Source organism: Kitasatospora sp. LaBMicrA B282, from assembly GCF_050325825.1.
Taxonomy (GTDB): Bacteria; Actinomycetota; Actinomycetes; order Streptomycetales; family Streptomycetaceae; genus Kitasatospora.
This window is the reverse complement of the sequence record NZ_JBNQTI010000178.1, coordinates 1-16,724: the sequence shown is the minus strand read 5'-3', so window position 1 is coordinate 16,724 and position 16,724 is coordinate 1. Positions and strand designations below refer to the sequence as shown.

The following is a 16,724-nucleotide window of genomic DNA, read 5'->3' as shown; positions in this document are numbered from 1 at the left end:
GGGTGGGGACGTTCTCCCCTCCCCTGTGGTACTCGGAGCTTTTTGGGTCCCCCGTTCCCCCGCTGTGGTGCCGTCCGCCCCCGGGCGACGGCACCGCAGCGGACCTCAGCCGCAGCCGATCAGCCGGTCCAGGGTCAGGTACCCGTGGGCGGAGGCCAGCTCGTGGTCGTAGCAGCCGCCGTCGGCGCTCCGGCTCCGGTACCGCTCGTCCGAGCTGCCGTCGGCCTGCACCACGGTGCCGGACTCCCGGTCCAGGGTGCCCTGGGCGGTCATCCGGTCGTCGGTGCTCGACTGCTCGTGCCAGCTGCCCTGCGAGTGCCGGGTCTCCTCGTGCAGCTGCCGGGCGACCGTCACCTGACCGCTCACCAGGTAGCTGTCGGCGTTCGCGCCGGGGGTGTAGCGGCTGGTCGCGTCGATCGGGTAGGACCAGCTGCTGCGCCGCTGGTCCGGGCGGCCGTGGCCGGCGTCGGTGCTGGTCACCGTCCACCCGCTGTCCCGCTGCACGGTGACCTGGTCCTGCCCCTGGTCGGAGACGGTGTCGCTGTTGCGGTACTCGACGTGCTGGTCCACCCGGGTGGTGATCCGGCCGCGGGAGGTGTCGACGTAGCCCGCCACCGTCCAGTCCCGCCCGGTGGTCGCGGTGATCAGGTCGCTGCCGTCCGGCTGCGCCGCCTCGGTGGTGGCGACCTGCGGCGCCGCGGCGATGGTGTCGCCGGTGACGGCGCCGGTGGTCTGCGCGAGCAGCGGGTCGGTGGTCAGGAAGAGGCTGCCGTCCAGCGTCCAGCCGTCGCTGATCCCGGCCGGCGGGACCAGCGTGAGGGTGTGCGGGCGGCCGTCGGTGAGCGTGCCGGCGAACGGCGTGAGGTCGACGTCGTACGGCTGGGTGCGGAACGCGTCGATGCTCGGGATCGGCCGCCACATCAACGGGCTGATCCCCCCGGTGTAGATGACCGGGAACGGCTGCACCACCCCGGCGAGCCGCCCGTCCACCAGGACCTGTACCTCCCGGTAGGTCCCACCGCCGCAGAGCCCGTAGCCAGGGTGGGCGGCCGCGTAGTCGTCGGGCACGTTGGAGTACCAGAACTCCTCGCAGCCCCCGCCCCGCGCGTACACCTGCAGGTGCGCGCCGGTCAGGTTGCGCGGGAAGGCCAGCGTCGAGGTCGCGGTCTGGCCCTTGGTCAGCGTCCACCAGCCGGGCGCGGTGGTCGACTGCGAGACCGGCAGCACCTGGTCGGCGGTGGCGGCCGGCGGGTGGTCGCGGTCGGCCTGGTAGTAGGTGACCGTCATGGTCATGTGGTAGACGCCGGTGTAGGTGTCGTTGACCAGGTTGCCCAGGTCCACCACCACCGGCTGCGGGGTGCGCAGCAGCGGGACGAAGTCGGTGAGGTCCTGGTCCACGTGCCAGCTGATCCCCGCCGGATCGGGCTCCGGCGTGCTGGTCCGGAACACCTCGGACCCACCGATCCAGACCCCGGCCAACCGGTCGTACTGCCGGCCCGCGACACTCCCGGACCAGTCCAGCACCACCTTGTTCCACGGCCCCGGACAGTCGGGCGGCGGGGTCAGCGTCCCGGTGAACGGCTGCCCGTAACTGTTGGCGAAGTCGTGTTGCATCGCCGTGACCGTGCAGTGCGGCGTGTCGGGCCGGCTGACCGGCGGCAGCGCGGTCACCGGATCGGCGTAGTTGATCTCGACGGTCGGCGCGGCGGGCGCGGCGGGGGCCGCAGCCGAGGCAGTGGTGACCGGCAGGCAGAGCACGGCGGCCACGGCCAGCGCGAACCCCGGAACGGCACGGCCCGACCGGACGAACCGGCGGAACCGGCCCCGCCGAGGAGCGGGGGAAGCGGGAGAGGGTATCGGCACGGTTGGCATGTACTCACGGAGCGGCGATCAGTGTCAAGGGTGGCGACTGGCGCCGGTGGCAGGGTGATTGACGTGCCGTCGGCCGACGGTGGATGCGCGGGGTCGGTGGCCCCCGATGCATGAACGAGCCCCGGCCCGCCTGCCGCCGGGTGGCGGGGTGGGCGGGCCGGGGCTGGTGGTGGCGCTCAGTGGTCGCGGTGCAGGTGGGCGGCCAGGCCGCGGCACCAGCGGGCGAGTTCGTCGCGGTTGACGGTCCGCCCCGCGCAGAGGGCGGTGAGTTGTGCGTCGCTCAGCCGGTTGGGGCCGGACACGGCTGCCAGGTGGCCCAGCTCGTCCAGCAGGAGGGCGAGGCGCTCGGCGTCCGTGTGCTCGACGGTGGCAGCGGCTTCGTGGTGGCCGATCGTGACGGATCCAGGCATCAAGGACTCCATTCGCTAGCCCCCTGCCCCCACGGTACGGCCGACCACCGCGGGCCGCCCGGCCACGTTCCGTGCCCGGCGGCCCCAGGGCGGGTTCAGCGGCGGCGTTCCGTGCTCACCACGACGCCCACGGCCAGCACCACGATCGCGCCGCCGAGCAGTTCGGAGAAGGAGAGCTGCTCGGAGAGGAGCAGCCAGCCGAGGAAGACCGCGACCACCGGGTTCACGTAGGCGTAGGTGGCCACCAGGCCGAGCGGGGCGGACTGGAGCAGCCAGGCGTAGGCCGTGAAGGCGACCAGCGAGCCGACCAGGACCAGGTAGGCCAGGGCGAGCCAGGAGCGGGTGGAGACGGCACCGAGGTGCAGCCCGTTCGCCTCGCCGTGGGCGAGTGCGACCAGCAGGCAGCCGAGGCCGCCGACCAGCATCTCGTAGGCGCTCGCCACCATCGGGTTGGCGGGCATCGGGAGGCGGCCGGAGAGGAAGGAGCCCAGGGACCAGGAGATCGAGGCGACGGTGATCAGCAGCAGCCCGCCCGGGGAGACGCTGCCGCTGAAGCCCGGCGCCGACAGCACGGCCAGCCCGCCCAGGCCGAGCAGCACGCCGGCCAGGGCCGCCCCGCCCAGCCGGTCCCCGGCCAGCAGGCGCAGCAGCACCACCCAGAGCGGCACCATGGCGATCATCAGTGCCGTCAGTCCCGACGGGATCCGCTGCTCCGCGATCACCACCAGGCCGTTGCCGCCGAGCAGGAGCAGCAGTCCGACCAGCGCGGCCCCGCCGAACTGCCGGCGGGTGACCCGCAGCGCGGCGGGGCCCAGGCGCCAGGCGAGGACGCCGAGCAGCAGCGCCCCGGCCAGCAGGAAGCGGGTCGCGCCGGACAGCAGCGGCGGCATGGTCTCGACCGCGACCCGGATGGCGAGGTAGGTGGAGCCCCAGACCAGGTAGACCACGGTGAGCGCGACCCAGACGGCCACGGAGATCCGGGAGCCGCCGGGCGACGGCGCAGCGAGCGGCGCGGCGCGGGAGGAGGAGGCAGGAGCGGTGGCGGTGGCAGGGGCGGGACGCCGTCTCCCAGTGGTTGTCATGGGTATCCCCTCGGTTTGGTGCTGTACCGGCAGGCATATCACAGCGCATCCGGGCCCGGGGACGCCACCGTTTACCCGCCGGACGTCCGCCGGGAGAATCGGAGTGGGCCCAGCCGAGGAGGACCCGACGAGGAGGACCCGACGATGACCGACGACGCCGCCCTGCCGTTCTTCGTCTACGGCACGCTGCGCCGCGGGCAGCGCAACCACGGGCGGTACCTGCACGGGCACTGCGAGCGGGTCGAGCCCGCCGAGCTGGCCGGCGCGGCGCTGTACGAGGGACCCGGCTACCCGTACGCGGTGGCCGATCCGGATCCGGGCCGGCGGGTCCGCGGGGAGCTGGTCACGGTCCGGGCGGGCGACTTCGCCCAGGTGCTGGCCGAGCTGGACGAGTTGGAGGGCTGCCGCCCGGACGGACGCGGGCTCTACGTCCGCCGGCCACTGCCCGTCACCGCCTCGCTGGCCGCCCCCGGCACCGCTCGGGTGACCGCCTGGGTCTACCTCGCCGGCCCCGACCTCACCACCCGGCTGCGCGCCACGGACCCCGTCCTGATCCCGTCCGGTGACTGGACCGCTCGCTGATCCCGCCCCGGTTCACCCGCACCCTCTATGCTCGGCAGCACGCTCTTCCGGGGGGCCGGGGAGGGGCGGGCGAACGGCGCGGCGGTACGAGGGCACGGCGCGCGACAGCACAACAGCGGCACAGGGGGTAGCCGATGGGTGGGATCCCGCAGCACGACGGGGACATATCGGATAAGTCGGGTGCGCCGAGCGGACGCCGGAGCCAGCCACCGACGGCGGACGCGGCTGCCGGGCACCGGGCGAGACCGGCCGTGCGGGCGGCGGGCCGATGAGCGAGGTGACCGACCTCCAGCAGGCCCGGCAGGCGATCGAACAGCTCGGCCCGCAGCGCCCGGGCACGGCAGCGCTGTCGGAGAGCACCGCGCTGACCGAGGGCACGACGCTGACCGAGCGCACCGCACTGACCGCCGCGATCCGGCAGGCCCTCGCGGTGCCCGGCCCGGCCGGCGACCCGGAGGTCGTCCGACAACGGGCCCACGCCTACCGCGCCACCGCCGGCGCGACCCTGCAGCAGGCCGGCCGGTTGCTCGCCGGCTGGGCGGCGGACCTGACCCGAGCGCAGCAGACCGACGCCCAGGGCCGGGCCGCCCTGGAGCAGGCGCTGGACACCGTGCAGCAGGGCGGCGCCGGAGCGGCGTCGCAGGCCCGGCCGGCCGCCCTGCACGGCGTCAACTCCCGCCTCGCGGCCGCCCACCGCGCCGCGCAGCGGGTCATCGTGACGGCACACGAGCTCAACCGGCTGACCGCCGGCTCCGACGCCGCCCCCGACACGGGCGCTGGCCCCGACCCCGAGACCGACACCGACCCCGCGGACGAGGCCGGAGCGATCCTCACCGATCGCCAACTCGAGCGAGCCGGCTGCATCTTCGACCTCCTGGACGGCGCCGACCAGGCGGCGTTCAGCGCGCTCCTCGCCGATGCCAGGTCCCCGCAGGAGGCAGCCCACCTCTGGAAGGCCTTGGCGGCCGGCCACGCGATCCCGGACATCCAGCGGTTCGACGCCGGCATCCACCCCTACGGCGCCGACCCGGCCTGGCTCGCGGCGCACCTGCTCCCCGCGGACGGCGAGCAGTTCGGCACCGGGCACCAGGCGGGCGGCGACTGCGTGGCCGCCTCGACGGTCCTCGCCCAGGCGCGGCTGGACCCGCTGCTGATGTACCAGTTGACCACCGGCGGCACGCCCGACCGGCCGGGCGCCGACTCCCCCGACGCGTTCCACCGGCGGCTCCGCCAGCTCTGCCAGGGCCACCACCGGCAACTCCGCCCCACCGGCGGGACCTTGCTGGCCGACCAGGCCCTCGGCACGGCCACCGGCAACAGTTACGAGTACGTCGGGCTGCACACCGGCGGCGAACGGCAGGCCGCGGTGCGCCGGATCGAGAACGCGGTGGACCAGGGCCTGCCGGTGCCGATCGACGTCAACGAGGGCGCGGTGGGGCGACAGTTGATGATCATCGGCAGGAACGGCAGCGAGCTGGAGGTCTACCACCCGCGGGGACGGACCGCATGGGTCACCGAGGACCAGTTCGTCAACGGGCGGCTGGGGGCGCTGACCGGGGACCAGCACCACGCGGACGACACCGATCCTGCCGCCGGGTCCGACGCCGACGCCTACGCCGTGGAGCTGCCCACATGAAGACCGTCCGGGACGACTCGGAACTGGCGGGGCTGGACGTGGCCACCGCGATCACCCGCGGCCTGCTGCTCGACGGCGACCCGCGCCGGGCACTCTTCACCGAGGCCGCGATCGCCGCCTGCCACGAGGCCGAGCAGGCCGGCCTGGGCGCCTACCCACTGGGCTTCCTGGCCCGCCACGTGCGCGCGGGCGGCTTCACCGCGGCACTCGACCTGCACGAGCCCGCGCCGGGACGGGCGGCGGACGCCCTGGTCCGCGGCTGGATCCGGGCCGCCGCGGCGAGCGGACCGGACGTCGGCCGGGAGCTGCTGTTCGCCCGCTGGCTGGCCCAGGTGGCGGCCCTGCTCACCCTGCGCCGCCAGGCCGGGGACGCCGCCGAGGCGCCCCACCCCACCGCTTCGCCCCACCCCACCGCTTTGCCCCACCCCAGCAACGGAAGCGAACTCCCGTGTCACCAGTGAACGTCGGCCTCGTCGGCATCGGCAACTGCACCTCCTCGCTGGTGCAGGGCGTGGCCCACTACACCGCCCACCCCGACGCGCCCGGGCTGACCCTGCCGGTCTGCGCCGGCTACGCGGTCTCGGACGTCCGGTTCACCGCCGCCTTCGACGTGGACGCCGCGAAGATCGGACTCGACCTGGCGGAGGCCATCTGGACCGGGCCCAACAACGCCACCCGGTTCGCCGAGGTGCCGCCGCTCGGCGTCCCGGTGGTGGAGGGCGTGCTCAGCGACGGGGTCGGGCGCCGGGTCGGCGAGCGGATCACCGCCCGCGGCACGGCGGACGTCGAGGCGATCGCCGCCCACCTGGAGCGGACCGGCACCGAGGTGCTGGTGAACTTCGTGCCGGCGGGCAGCCAGCAGGCCTCCGAGTGCTACGCCGAGGCCGCGCTGCTGGCGGGCTGCGCGTTCGTCAACTGCATCCCCTCGGTGATCGCCCGCTCGCCGCACTGGGTCGAGCGGTTCACGGCGGCCGGGCTGCCGCTGCTCGGGGACGACCTGAAGAGCCAGTTCGGCGCCACCCTGGTGCACCGGGCGCTGGTCGAACTGCTGGCGGCCAACGGCGTGCGGCTGCGCAACACCTACCAGTTGCTGGCCGGCGGGAACATGGACTTCGTCAACCTCCAGGACCCCGAACGGCTGCGGACGAAGCAGGAGACCAAGGCCGGCGGCCTGCGCGGCGCCGACGGCGACACCCTGCTGCCGCCCGAGCAGGTCCACGTGGGCGCGGACTACATCCCCTTCCTCGCCGACCGCAAGCTCGCGGTGATCCGGATCGAGGGCGAGGGGTTCGGCGGCACGCCGGTGGAGGTGGACCTGCGGCTGAACGTCGACGACTCGCCGAGCGGTGCCGGGAACGTGCTGGACGCCGTGCGCTACCTCAAGTTCGCCCTGGACCACGGGCTCGCGGGGGTGCTGGACCCGGTGGCGGCCCGGCTGATGAAGGCGGTGCCGAACCCGATGGGCGAGGGGGCCGCGGCCGCCGGACTGCGCGAGCTGCTGGCGCTCGGCCGGCCCTGACGAGGGACCGGCCCTGACGACCGCCCGGCCCTAGCCGGCCGACGGGTCCACGCAGTGCAGCACCTGGTCGTGGCCCAGGTAGCAGCGCCGCCCGTCGGTGCTGACCGACCAGACGTCGACGCCCGGTTCGGTGTCGCGGAAGGTCCAGCGCGCGGCGCCGGTGGCGGCGTCGAGGGCGACCACGCCGGCGTCGGCCGGACCGGGCACCAGCAGCAGGTCGCCGAGCAGCAGCGGGCGGCTGCGCAGGTCCAGCCGGAACGGCAGCCCCACGCTCCAGCGCACGGCGCTGGTCGGGTCGACCGCGCGGACCAGCCCGTCCTCCGTGAAGAGGAAGACCTTCCCGGCCCCGGCCAGCGGGGGCAGGAAGCGCCAGGAGGCGCCGGGGTCCGGCACCGCGGTCCAGCGGGCGCTGCCGTCGGCCAGGCTGAGCACGCGCAGGCCGCCGTTGCCGTCCGACAGGTAGAGCTGCTGGTCGTCCGCGACGCACCAGCCCTTGGCCACCACCCGCCAGAGCCGGTTGCCGGTCGACGCGTCCAGCAGCGAGAGCGTGTCGACCCCGCCGACCAGCAGCCGCCCGCCGGGCACCGGCGCGACCATGGCCACCGTGTCGGTGTCGGCGACCGCCTGCTGCCAGATCACCTGGCGGGTGCCGAGCGAGAGGGCGAGCAGGCTGCTGCGGACCTCGTCGGGGGCGGCGTTCCGGCCACCGGGGCCGCTCGGGCCGGCGCCAGGACCACCCGGCCCGCCGGGCGTGACCAGGTCGACCAGGCAGTAGACCGCCTCGCCGTCACAGCCGAGCACCTGCACCGTGCTGGTCTCCAGGCCGCGCAGGGTGCTCGGCGTGGCACCCGAGGTCGGCGACGCGGTCGCCGAGGGCAGCGCGTACTGCCAGTCGGTGCTGCCGCTGTCCAGGTCGTAGCCGGTGATCAGGCCGCGCTGCACGCCCTGGTCGGGTTCGTCACCGGCGAGCACCAGGGAGCCGGCCACGGTGAGCGGGCCGGAGAACGGGACGGTGAAACGGCGCCGCTCGGTGCCCCGGTCGGGATCCAGCTGCACCAGGTGACCGCCGGCCGGGTAGAGCGGCGGGTGCGGCACGCGCTGGTCGAGCCGGTCCAGCTGAAGCGTGCCGGTGCCGTGGTAGGTCCAGCGCGCCGCGGGGCCGGTCGGGCCGGGCCCGGGTGGCGGCTGCGGGGCGGCCCGGTGGTGGCCGGTCGCGGACCCGTACGCCGCCCAGGCCGCACCGCCGGCCAGCACGGCGGCGGCGCCGAACAGCAGCCGGCGGCGGGCCGGGTTCAGCGGCGCGGCGCTGAGCACCTCGGTCGGCTCGACGCGGTCGGGCCCGGTGACCCCGGGCTCGGTGACCCCGGGCCGGGCTGCCTCGGGCCCGGCGTCGCCCGCCGGCGCCGGGTGCGCCGGGTGCGCCGGGTGCACCGGGTTCGCCGGATGCGCCCGGTGCGCCGCGTCCGCTCCGCCGGGCACGTCGTCCTCGTCGTCATCGTCGAAGCGCCAGGATCCGTTGGTGCCCATCCGCCCCCGCCCCCCGCAGGTCGCCATGATCGCCGAGATCGCCCGAATGGACTGTACCTCGCGGTGCGTCGCGGACGGGCCGGGTGTAGAGAGGAGACGTGCCTCTCCGGCGGCTTTCCGACGTCTTCGCCCGGCCCCGGCGATCCGGCCGTGCCCTGGTGCTGATCCCGCTTGCACTGATCGTGGTGATCACCACCATCGACGTGCTGAGCCCGCCCCAGATCCACCTCGGGCCGCTGCTGGTGGTGGCGCCCGCGATCACCGCCTCGTTCGCCGGCACCCGGCTGACCGCCCTGGTCGGCCTGCTGGCGGTGGCCGCCCTGACGGTGATCGGCATCATGCGCGACGGCCTGACCACCTCCAACCACGAGACCCAGATCGTCAGCCTGATCCTGGTCTCCGCCTTCGTGGTCGCGTACACGGCGGTGCGCGACCGGCACGCCCGCGAGCTGATCCAGGTGCGCTCGGTGGCCGAGGCCGCACAGCGGGTGCTGCTGCGCCCGCTGCCGTCCCGGATCGGCTCGCTGCGGATCGCCTCGGTCTACCTGGCCGCCGAGGCCGAGGCGCAGGTCGGCGGCGACCTCTACGCGGCGGCCCGGACCAGCACCGGGACCCGGCTGCTGGTCGGCGACGTCCGCGGCAAGGGCCTGACCTCGCTCGGCGAGGCCTCGCTGCTGCTCGGCGCCTTCCGCGCGGCCGCCCACCTGCAGGCCTCGCTGCCGGAGCTGGCGGCCTACCTGGACGGGAGCGTCAGCTGGGACCTGGCCGCGGCGGCCAGCGCGGCCGAGGGCGGCGCGGACGGCACCCGGCGGGCCGACCCGCTGGAGGGCGAGCCGGCGGAGTCGTTCATCACCGCGGTGATCCTGGACATCCCCGACGACGGCACCGGGATCCAGGTGATCAACTGCGGCCACCCACCACCGCTGCTGATGCACCTCGGCCGGGTACGGCCGCTGGACGCCCGGCGCCCCTCCCCACCGCTCGGCCTGGGCAGCCTGCTGGAGCCGTCCTACCACGCGGACGAGTTCCGGTTCGCCCCCGACGACCGGCTGCTGATCTACACCGACGGCGTGATCGAGGCCCGTGACGAGCACCGGGTCTTCTACCCGCTGGCCGACCGGCTGCGCCGCTGGGCCGGCGAGCGGCCGGAGGCCCTGCTCCAGCACCTGCAACGCGACCTGCTGGCCCACGCGGGCGGGCGGCTGGGCGACGACGCGGCGATGGTGGCGGTGGAGCGGGTGGCCGACCGGCGCAGCGCGGGCGGCGGCACGCTGAGCCACAGCACCCGCGGTTCGCTGCCGGGGCAGGAGGCGGGCGCGGGGGCCGAGACGGGCGCGGGGGCGGGGGCGGCAGCCGGGGCAGGCGCAGGTGCAGGCGCGGGCGCCGAGGCGGCTTCGGAGGCGGGCCCCGGTCCGGAGCGGGACGGGCGGGGCATCACTCCGACAGCTTAGGGCCTCTCTTCGAACCCCCGTCGTCCGCCCGAAGGGCGGGCGCGGCGGCTCCCCCAGCCTGGCGGCTGGAAGGTGCCCCCACGGGTGCGTGCATCGGCGGCGCCGAGGATGGGGGTACCTCCCGGCCGAAGGCCGGGGGAGAGTCCATGCGGTGGGGGCACCTCCCGGCCGAAGGCTGGGGGCCATCGGCGACTGACGAGAAGCCGTCGAGGTGCGTGCCCCGGCGTCGCCGCGCAGACGGGGGTTCGAAGAGAGGCCCTAAGGTGACGGGGCGAAGCGGGGCAGGGTGCGCGGGAGGCGGGCAACGGTGAGCGGGACGACGGTCGGCGCGAACGACGGCGACACCGGCGAGGACGGGCAGCGCAGCGAGGCACTGGGCGACGGAGCGGGCGCGCGGCTGGGCGACGGGCACGACGCCCCCGCGCCCCCGGACTTCACCTCCGAGCAGCTGGCCCGCGGCCGCGCGCTGCGCCGCCGGCAGGTGCCGTGGACACTCGGCGGGCGCCTGGCGGGCCTGGCCGTCACGCTGCTGCTCGGGCTCACCCCGGCCGGCGCCCACCTGGTGCACGCGGCCGGGTCGCTGCTCGGCGGGTCGTGGACCGCCCGGGTGCTGGGCGGCACCGCCGCGCTGGTGCTGGTCGGGCAGCTGGTCGGGCTGCCGTTCGGCGCCCGGGTACGGGTGATCCGGGTCGAGTACGGCCTGGTCACCCAGGGCTGGGCCGGCTGGGCGGTGGACCTGCTGCGCGGCCTGGCGCTGACCCTGGCGTTCGCGCTGCCCGGCGCGCTCGGCGTCTTCGCGCTCACCGGCTGGTCCACCCGCTGGTGGTGGGCGCCGGCGGCGGGCGCGGCGGCGCTGCTCACGGTGGCGCTCTCGTTCCTCTTCCCGCTGGTGATCGAGCCGGTCTTCAACCGGTTCACCCCGCTGCCGGCGGGCGAGCTGCGCCGTGCGCTGCTGGCGCTGGCCGAGCGCGACCGGGTCCGGGTGCGGGACGTCCTGGTGGCCGACGCCTCGCGCCGGACCACGGCGCTCAACGCCTACGTCTCCGGCTTCGGCGCGACCCGGCGGATCGTCGCCTACGACACCCTGCTCACCACCGCGGCGCAGCGCGAGGTGGAGCTGGTGGTGGCGCACGAGCTCGGCCACGTGGTGCACCGCGACGTGCTGCGCGGCACGGTGCTCGGCGCGCTCGGGGCGGCGGCGGCCGTGGCGGTGCTCGGGCTGACGGCCGCGCTGCACCCGCTCCAGCACGCCGCCGGGGTACCCGACCTGGCCGACCCGCGCGCGCTGCCGCTGCTCGCGGCGGTCGCCGCCGTGCTGGGTGCGCTCGGCGGGCCGCCGCAGGCCGCGGTGAGCCGCCGGATCGAGGCCCGGGCCGACCGTCACGCCCTGGAACTCACCCGCGACCCCGAGCAGTTCATCGCGATGCAGCGCCGGCTCGCGGTGGCCAACGTGGCCGACGTGCAGCCGCCGCTGATCCTGGAGCTGCTCTTCGCCACCCACCCGAGCACCGCCCGCCGGATCGCGGCGGCCCGGCGCTGGGCGGTGTCGGCAGCACCCGCGGCGGGCATGGAGCACGGGTGAGCCCCGAGCCCGCAGGACCGCCGAAGCCTCCCGTGCCGCCGGAACCTGAGCTGTCGCCGGAACGCGAGCAGCCGCCCGAACGCAAGCTGCCACCGGAACCCTTCGAGAGCTGGCCGCCCCCGACCGCGATCGTCCCGGCGCCCGACGGTTCGTCGGTGTGGCCGCTGGGCGTGCTGGCCGGGGCGGCGAGCCTGGCCCGCTTCGAGCTGCCGGCGGGCGCGGTCTCCCGGGCGGTCTCGCACGCGACGGTGCAGGAGTTGTGGCACGTGGTGGCCGGGACCGGGCGGATCTGGCGGCGGCAGGGCGACCGCACCGAGGTGGTGGAGCTGGCGGTGGGCAGCACGGTGAGCATCCCGCTCGGCACCGCCTTCCAGTTCCGGGCCGACGGCGACGGGCCGCTGCTGGTGGTCGCGGCCACCGTTCCGCCGTGGCCCGGCACCCAAACCGAGGCGCGCCCGGAGACCGGGCCGTGGCAGCCTACGGTCCATGGCGATGCGGGAGCGGGATGACGACGGCCCGGTGCGGGAGCACGAGGACGGGAACGGGCGCGGGCGCGGGAACGGCCGCGGCCTGGACCGGGACGGCTTCTTCGTCCGCGAGGGCGCACTGAGCAAGGTGCCGGCGGCCTTCGCCGAGCTGGTCGCGGCGGCCCGCACCGGGATCGGCGCGGCCTTCGGCCCCGAGCAGCTGCACAGCGCCTACCTCTACGGCAGCGTCCCGCGCGGCACCGCCGTGCCCGGCCGCTCCGACCTGGACCTGCTGCTGGCGCTCCGGAACCCGCCCACGGCGGCGGACCGGGCCGCCGCCGACGCCCTGCAGAGCGCGCTGGACACCCGCTTCGCCCAGGTCGACGGCGTCGGGGTGCTGCTGTTCGACGTCGCCACCCTGCTCAGCGAGCCGGAGCGGTACGACCTCGGCTGGTTCGTCGCCTGCCTCTGCACCCCGTTGCTCGGCCCGGACCTCGGCGAGCTGCTCCCCCGCTACCGGGCCGACGCGCAACTCGCCCGCGAGACCAACGGCGACCTGGCGCTGCGGCTGCCCCGCTGGCGGACCCTGGCGGCGACGGCCGGCAGCGCCGAGGAGCGCCGCGTGCTGTCCCGCGGCGCGGCCCGCCACCTGGTCCGGACCGGGTTCACCCTGGTGCTGCCGCGCTGGCAGGGCTGGACCAGCGACCTGGCCGAGTCGGCCGAGGTGTTCGCGCGGTACTACCCGGAGCGGGCCGACCAGATGCGCGCGGCCGCCGCGATCGCCCGGGCCGGCAGCACCGATCCGGGCGCGCTGACGCTGCTCCTCGACGAGCTCGGCCCCTGGCTGGCGGCCGAGTACACGGCGGTGCACGGGGTGAAGGCCCCGCGCACCGCCGCGGCGGACGGCTAGCCGGCACCACGCCGGGCGTTCGGCCCGCCGGCCCGCCGGCCCGCCTGTCGGCCGAACGGCTGCTAGCCGAAGTAGCCGTGGAAGTTGGTCGAGAACTCGTTCCCGTTGTACTGGTCCCAGTTGATCGACCAGGTCATCAGGCCACGCAGGTTCGGCTGCGGGCTGCTGCGCGGCTGGTAGCCGCCGCAGTTCGTGCCCTTGGTGAGGCAGTCGAGCGCCTGGTCGACGGTGGCGGGCGGGACGTAGCCGTTGCCTGCGTAGGAGTTGGCCGGCATGCCGATGGCGACCTGGGACGGATCCAGCGGCGGGAAGACGGCGTTGCTGTTGCCCGCGACCGGAAACCCGGCCAGCAGCATGTCGGTCATCGCGATGTGGAAGTCCGCGCCGCCCATCTGGTGGTACTGGTTGTCCAGGCCCATGATCGGGCCGGAGTTGTAGTCCTGGACGGTGAGCAGCGTGAGGTCGTTCCGCAGCGCGTAGAGGACCGGCAGGAAGGCGCCGGCCCGCGGGTCCTGGGCGTTGTTCGGGCCGGGGCCGTAGAACTGGTAGCCGAGCTGGACGAAGAACGTCTCCGGCGCCATGGTCAGCACGAACTTCGAGCCGTACCTGGCCTTGAGCGCCTGCAGCGCGGCGATGGTGTTGACGATGGTCGGCGTGGTCGGGTTGCGGAAGTCCGTGTCGCCCGGGTTCAGCGCGAGCGACTGGTTCTCGAAGTCGACGTCCAGCCCGTCCAGCCCCCACTGGTCGATGATCGCGGAAACCGAGCTGACGAACTCGTCCCGGGCGGCCGTGGTGGTGAGTTGGACCTCGCCGTTGGCGCCGCCGATGGAGATCAGCACCTTCTTTCCCGCGGCCTGCTGCGCGGCGATGGCGGCCTTGAAGTCGGCGTCCGACTCCTCGCCCGGGCAGTCGCTGACCGGGCAACGGTTGAACCGGATGTCGCCGGAGGTCACCGAGGTGGGCTCGGCGAAGGCGAGGTCGATGACGTCCCAGGAGGCGGGGACGTCGGACAGCTTCAGGTAGCCGGAGCCGTTGGCGAAGCTCTCGTGCAGGTAGCCGACCAGTGCGTGGGTGGGGAGGCCGCCACCGCCGGGCGGGGTGGGAGTGGGAGTGGGAGTGGGCGTGGGGGTCGGCGTGGGCGTGGGGGTCGGGGTCGGCGTCGGCGAACCGGTCGGGGTCGGCGTCGGCGTCGGGGACGGGCTGGGGTTGCCCGGGCCGCTCAGCGACACGTCGTCCGCGTAGTACGTGCCCTCGCCGTACCAGCCGTGCAGGTAGACCGTGGCGGTGGTCTGGCTCGCGCCGGTGGTGAAGCCGACCGAGAGCTGCTGGTAGCCGCCGCCGGTGCCGGGCGTCCAGGTGCTGGTGCCGCCGGCCACGCCCAGGTAGACGTAGGCGCCGTCGACCCAGGCGCTGAGCGTGTAGCTGGTGTTCGGTGCGACGCTGACGGTCTGCGTGCACTGCGCGTCGTCGGCGCTGGTGGCGGCACCGGCGAGGGCGTAGCTCCCGCTGTGTGCGTGGCCGGTGACGACGCTTCCGGTGCTGCCGTCACAGCTCCAGGGAGCCAGGGTGCCGCTCTCGAAGCCGCCGTTGACCAGGAACTCGCCGGCCGCGGCGGTGGGGGCCAGGCCGAAGGTCACCGCGGCCGCGCCGGCCGCCACCACCGCCCAAGCGGTGAGCAGCGCGAACGGCCGACGGGAGCGGGGGTGGTGGGTGGGGTACGCGTGGGGGTCGGGTTGCGGGCCGGGGCGGCCCGCTCTGCTGAGACTGCGCATGTGGGGGTTGCTCCTGCTGTCTCGACTACCGGACGGTCCGGGGCGGCAGCCGGGGAGCGACCCCGCGCGCCCCATGTGGTCCAGACCACTGAAGCGGCCCGGGCCAGGTGGTGTCAATGGCCCTGACACCAGGCGCGGGAGCGCCCGCCCGGCCCCGCTGCCGCCGCTCCGGCGGCCCGCACCAGGAGCTCGACGGCTGGATCGCGGGTCAAACGGGACTGGGGTGTGATCAAGTCGGGGTTGTCCGCGGACGGGCGCGGTCAGGAGACTTGGCCCTGTGGACGACCCGACCTCGCTGACCGCCCTGCCCGCCGCCCTGGTCTTCGCCGGCCAGGTGCTCGACCCCGGCTCGTTCCGCAGTTGGGACGAGCCGCCGCCCGAGACCGCCGAGCGCGCCGCCTACGCGGCGGACCTGGCCCGGGCCCGCGCCCGCAGCGGCGCCGACGAAGGCGCGCTGACCGGTGAGGGGCGCCTCGGCGGGCGGCGGGTCGCGGTGCTGCTCAGCGAGTTCGGCTTCCTCGCCGGATCGATCGGCACCGCCACCGCGGCCCGGCTGCTGCGCGCGGTCGAGCGGGCGACGGCGGAGCGGCTGCCGCTGCTCGCCTTCCCCGCCTCCGGCGGCACCCGGATGCAGGAGGGGACACCGGCGTTCGTCCGCATGATCGCCATCGCCAACGCCGTGACCGCACACAAGGCCGCCGGCCTGCCCTACCTGGTCCACCTGCGCCACCCGACCACCGGCGGGGTGCTGGCCTCCTGGGCCTCGCTCGGCCAGCTGACCACCGCCGAACCGGGCGCCCTGATCGGCTTCCTGGGCCCGCGCGTCTACCAGGCACTGTACGGCGCACCGTTCCCCGAGGGCGTGCAGCGCGCCGAGCACCTGGAGCGCTTCGGCACGGTGGACGCGGTGCTGACGGTGGAACAGCTGCGGCCGTGGCTGACCAGGGCGCTGGAGCTGGTGGCCGCGCCGGAAGGGCCGGTGGCCGGACCCGACGACCCGTCGGGCAACGCGTCGGACGAGACGTCGGACGAGACGTCGACCGAGCCCGCCGCAGCCGCCGCGCCCGCACACTCCGTCTGGGAGTCCGTCCGGCGCACCCGGGAGCCGGACCGGCCGGGGCTGGCCGAGCTGCTCGCCACCGCCGACACGGTGGTCCCGCTCTCCGGCACCGGCGCCGGGGAGCGGGACGACGCGCTGCGGCTCGCGCTGGTCCGGTTCGGCGACCGGCGCTGCGTGGTGATCGGCCACGACCGGGCGGCCGCCGCCCTGCACGGCCCGGTCGGACCGGGCGGACTGCGCACCGCCCGGCGCGGCATGCGCCTGGCCGCCGAGCTGCGGCTGCCGCTGCTCACCGTCATCGACACCCACGGCGCGCTGCTCAGCCGAGCCGCCGAGGAGGGCGCGCTGGCCGGGGAGATCGCCCGCTGCGTGGCCGAGCTGAGCACGCTGCCCACCCCGGTGGTCAGCCTGCTGCTCGGCGAGGGTGCGGGCGGCGCCGCGCTCGCCCTGCTGCCCGCCGACCGGGCGCTGGCCACCCAGCACGCCTGGCTCTCCCCGCTGCCGCCGGAGGGTGCCTCGGTGATCCTGCACCGCACCCCGGAGCTGGCGCCGCAGCTCGCGGAGCAGCAGCGGATCGGCGCGGCGGAGCTGCTCGAGGAGGGCGTGATCGATCGGATCCTGCCCGAGCCGGACCCGCTGGACCCGGCGGAGTTCGTCCGGCGCACCGCCGCCGCCGTCCGCGCCGAACTCGCCCGCGCCGCCGCCCTCACCCCGCCCACCCCACGGCTGACCCGCTACGCCGCCCTGGCCCGCTAGCGCCGGGGCGGGCCCGCTAGCGCCGGGGCGGGGTGGCGCCGAGGCAGGGTGCCGCCCCGTCAGCCCGCCGCCGCCGGCCCGGACAGCGCCGAGCGGGC

Annotated in this window: 14 protein-coding genes; 9 read left to right on the top strand and 5 right to left on the bottom strand. The window is 75.6% G+C overall.

The features are described 5' to 3' along the window. Window positions 1-105 precede the first annotated feature (105 nt). The 3 genes from ACQRUO_RS33005 to ACQRUO_RS32995 form a co-directional block, all read right to left on the bottom strand. The gene (locus ACQRUO_RS33005; RefSeq protein WP_428319816.1) at window positions 106-1,767 is read right to left on the bottom strand and encodes a peptide-N4-asparagine amidase; all 1,662 of its coding nucleotides are present in this window, start codon (window positions 1,765-1,767) and stop codon (window positions 106-108) included. 281 nt (window positions 1,768-2,048) lie between these two features. Next, complete coding sequence (locus ACQRUO_RS33000; RefSeq protein WP_428319815.1) at window positions 2,049-2,282, bottom strand: hypothetical protein; 234 nt, start codon at window positions 2,280-2,282, stop codon at window positions 2,049-2,051. 95 nt (window positions 2,283-2,377) lie between these two features. Continuing rightward, a complete protein-coding gene (locus ACQRUO_RS32995) occupies window positions 2,378-3,364 on the bottom strand; it encodes an EamA family transporter (protein WP_428319814.1) in 987 nt (328 codons plus the stop codon). A gap of 144 nt (window positions 3,365-3,508) precedes the next feature. Between ACQRUO_RS32995 and ACQRUO_RS32990 the strand changes: the two genes are divergently transcribed. The 4 genes from ACQRUO_RS32990 (at window position 3,509) to ACQRUO_RS32975 (ending at window position 7,101) form a co-directional block, all read left to right on the top strand. Further along, on the top strand, window positions 3,509-3,946 hold the full coding sequence (locus tag ACQRUO_RS32990; RefSeq protein ID WP_428319813.1) for a gamma-glutamylcyclotransferase family protein: 438 nt from the start codon (window positions 3,509-3,511) through the stop codon (window positions 3,944-3,946). A gap of 268 nt (window positions 3,947-4,214) precedes the next feature. Continuing rightward, a complete protein-coding gene (locus tag ACQRUO_RS32985) occupies window positions 4,215-5,582 on the top strand; it encodes a hypothetical protein (RefSeq protein ID WP_428319812.1) in 1,368 nt (455 codons plus the stop codon). After that, window positions 5,579-6,043 (top strand): hypothetical protein, encoded by a 465-nt coding sequence (locus ACQRUO_RS32980; RefSeq protein WP_428319811.1) that lies wholly within the window; start codon window positions 5,579-5,581, stop codon window positions 6,041-6,043. The genes ACQRUO_RS32985 and ACQRUO_RS32980 overlap by 4 nt, the downstream gene beginning before the upstream one ends. Further along, entirely contained in the window at window positions 6,040-7,101 is a 1,062-nt protein-coding gene (locus ACQRUO_RS32975; protein ID WP_428319810.1) for an inositol-3-phosphate synthase, read from the top strand. The genes ACQRUO_RS32980 and ACQRUO_RS32975 overlap by 4 nt, the downstream gene beginning before the upstream one ends. Before the next feature lie 30 nt (window positions 7,102-7,131). On the opposite strand, the gene ACQRUO_RS32970 is transcribed toward ACQRUO_RS32975, so the two are convergent. Next, window positions 7,132-8,628 carry a PQQ-binding-like beta-propeller repeat protein gene (locus tag ACQRUO_RS32970; RefSeq protein WP_428319809.1) on the bottom strand — a complete coding sequence of 499 codons (1,497 nt, stop codon included), beginning with the start codon at window positions 8,626-8,628 and terminating at the stop codon, window positions 7,132-7,134. 158 nt (window positions 8,629-8,786) lie between these two features. On the opposite strand from ACQRUO_RS32970, the gene ACQRUO_RS32965 reads away from it, so the two are divergent. The 4 genes from ACQRUO_RS32965 (at window position 8,787) to ACQRUO_RS32950 (ending at window position 13,038) form a co-directional block, all read left to right on the top strand. Next, window positions 8,787-10,079, top strand: a complete 1,293-nt coding sequence (locus ACQRUO_RS32965) for a PP2C family protein-serine/threonine phosphatase (RefSeq protein ID WP_428319808.1) — start codon at window positions 8,787-8,789, stop codon at window positions 10,077-10,079. 307 nt (window positions 10,080-10,386) lie between these two features. Next, window positions 10,387-11,661 carry a M48 family metalloprotease gene (locus tag ACQRUO_RS32960; RefSeq protein WP_428319807.1) on the top strand — a complete coding sequence of 425 codons (1,275 nt, stop codon included), beginning with the start codon at window positions 10,387-10,389 and terminating at the stop codon, window positions 11,659-11,661. Between the two features lie 32 nt (window positions 11,662-11,693). Next, window positions 11,694-12,170: a cupin domain-containing protein gene (locus tag ACQRUO_RS32955; RefSeq protein WP_428319806.1), complete on the top strand. Its 477-nt coding sequence runs from the start codon at window positions 11,694-11,696 to the stop codon at window positions 12,168-12,170. Then, window positions 12,154-13,038, top strand: coding sequence for a nucleotidyltransferase (locus ACQRUO_RS32950; protein WP_428319805.1), 885 nt, complete (start codon window positions 12,154-12,156; stop codon window positions 13,036-13,038). Before ACQRUO_RS32955 ends, ACQRUO_RS32950 begins: the two co-directional genes overlap by 17 nt. A gap of 62 nt (window positions 13,039-13,100) precedes the next feature. Here ACQRUO_RS32950 and ACQRUO_RS32945 read toward each other — a convergent pair whose 3' ends face one another. Continuing rightward, window positions 13,101-14,810, bottom strand: coding sequence for a chitinase (locus ACQRUO_RS32945; protein WP_428319804.1), 1,710 nt, complete (start codon window positions 14,808-14,810; stop codon window positions 13,101-13,103). Window positions 14,811-15,087: 277 nt separating this feature from the next. On the opposite strand from ACQRUO_RS32945, the gene ACQRUO_RS32940 reads away from it, so the two are divergent. Next, window positions 15,088-16,626: a carboxyl transferase domain-containing protein gene (locus tag ACQRUO_RS32940; RefSeq protein ID WP_428319803.1), complete on the top strand. Its 1,539-nt coding sequence runs from the start codon at window positions 15,088-15,090 to the stop codon at window positions 16,624-16,626. Window positions 16,627-16,724 lie beyond the last annotated feature (98 nt).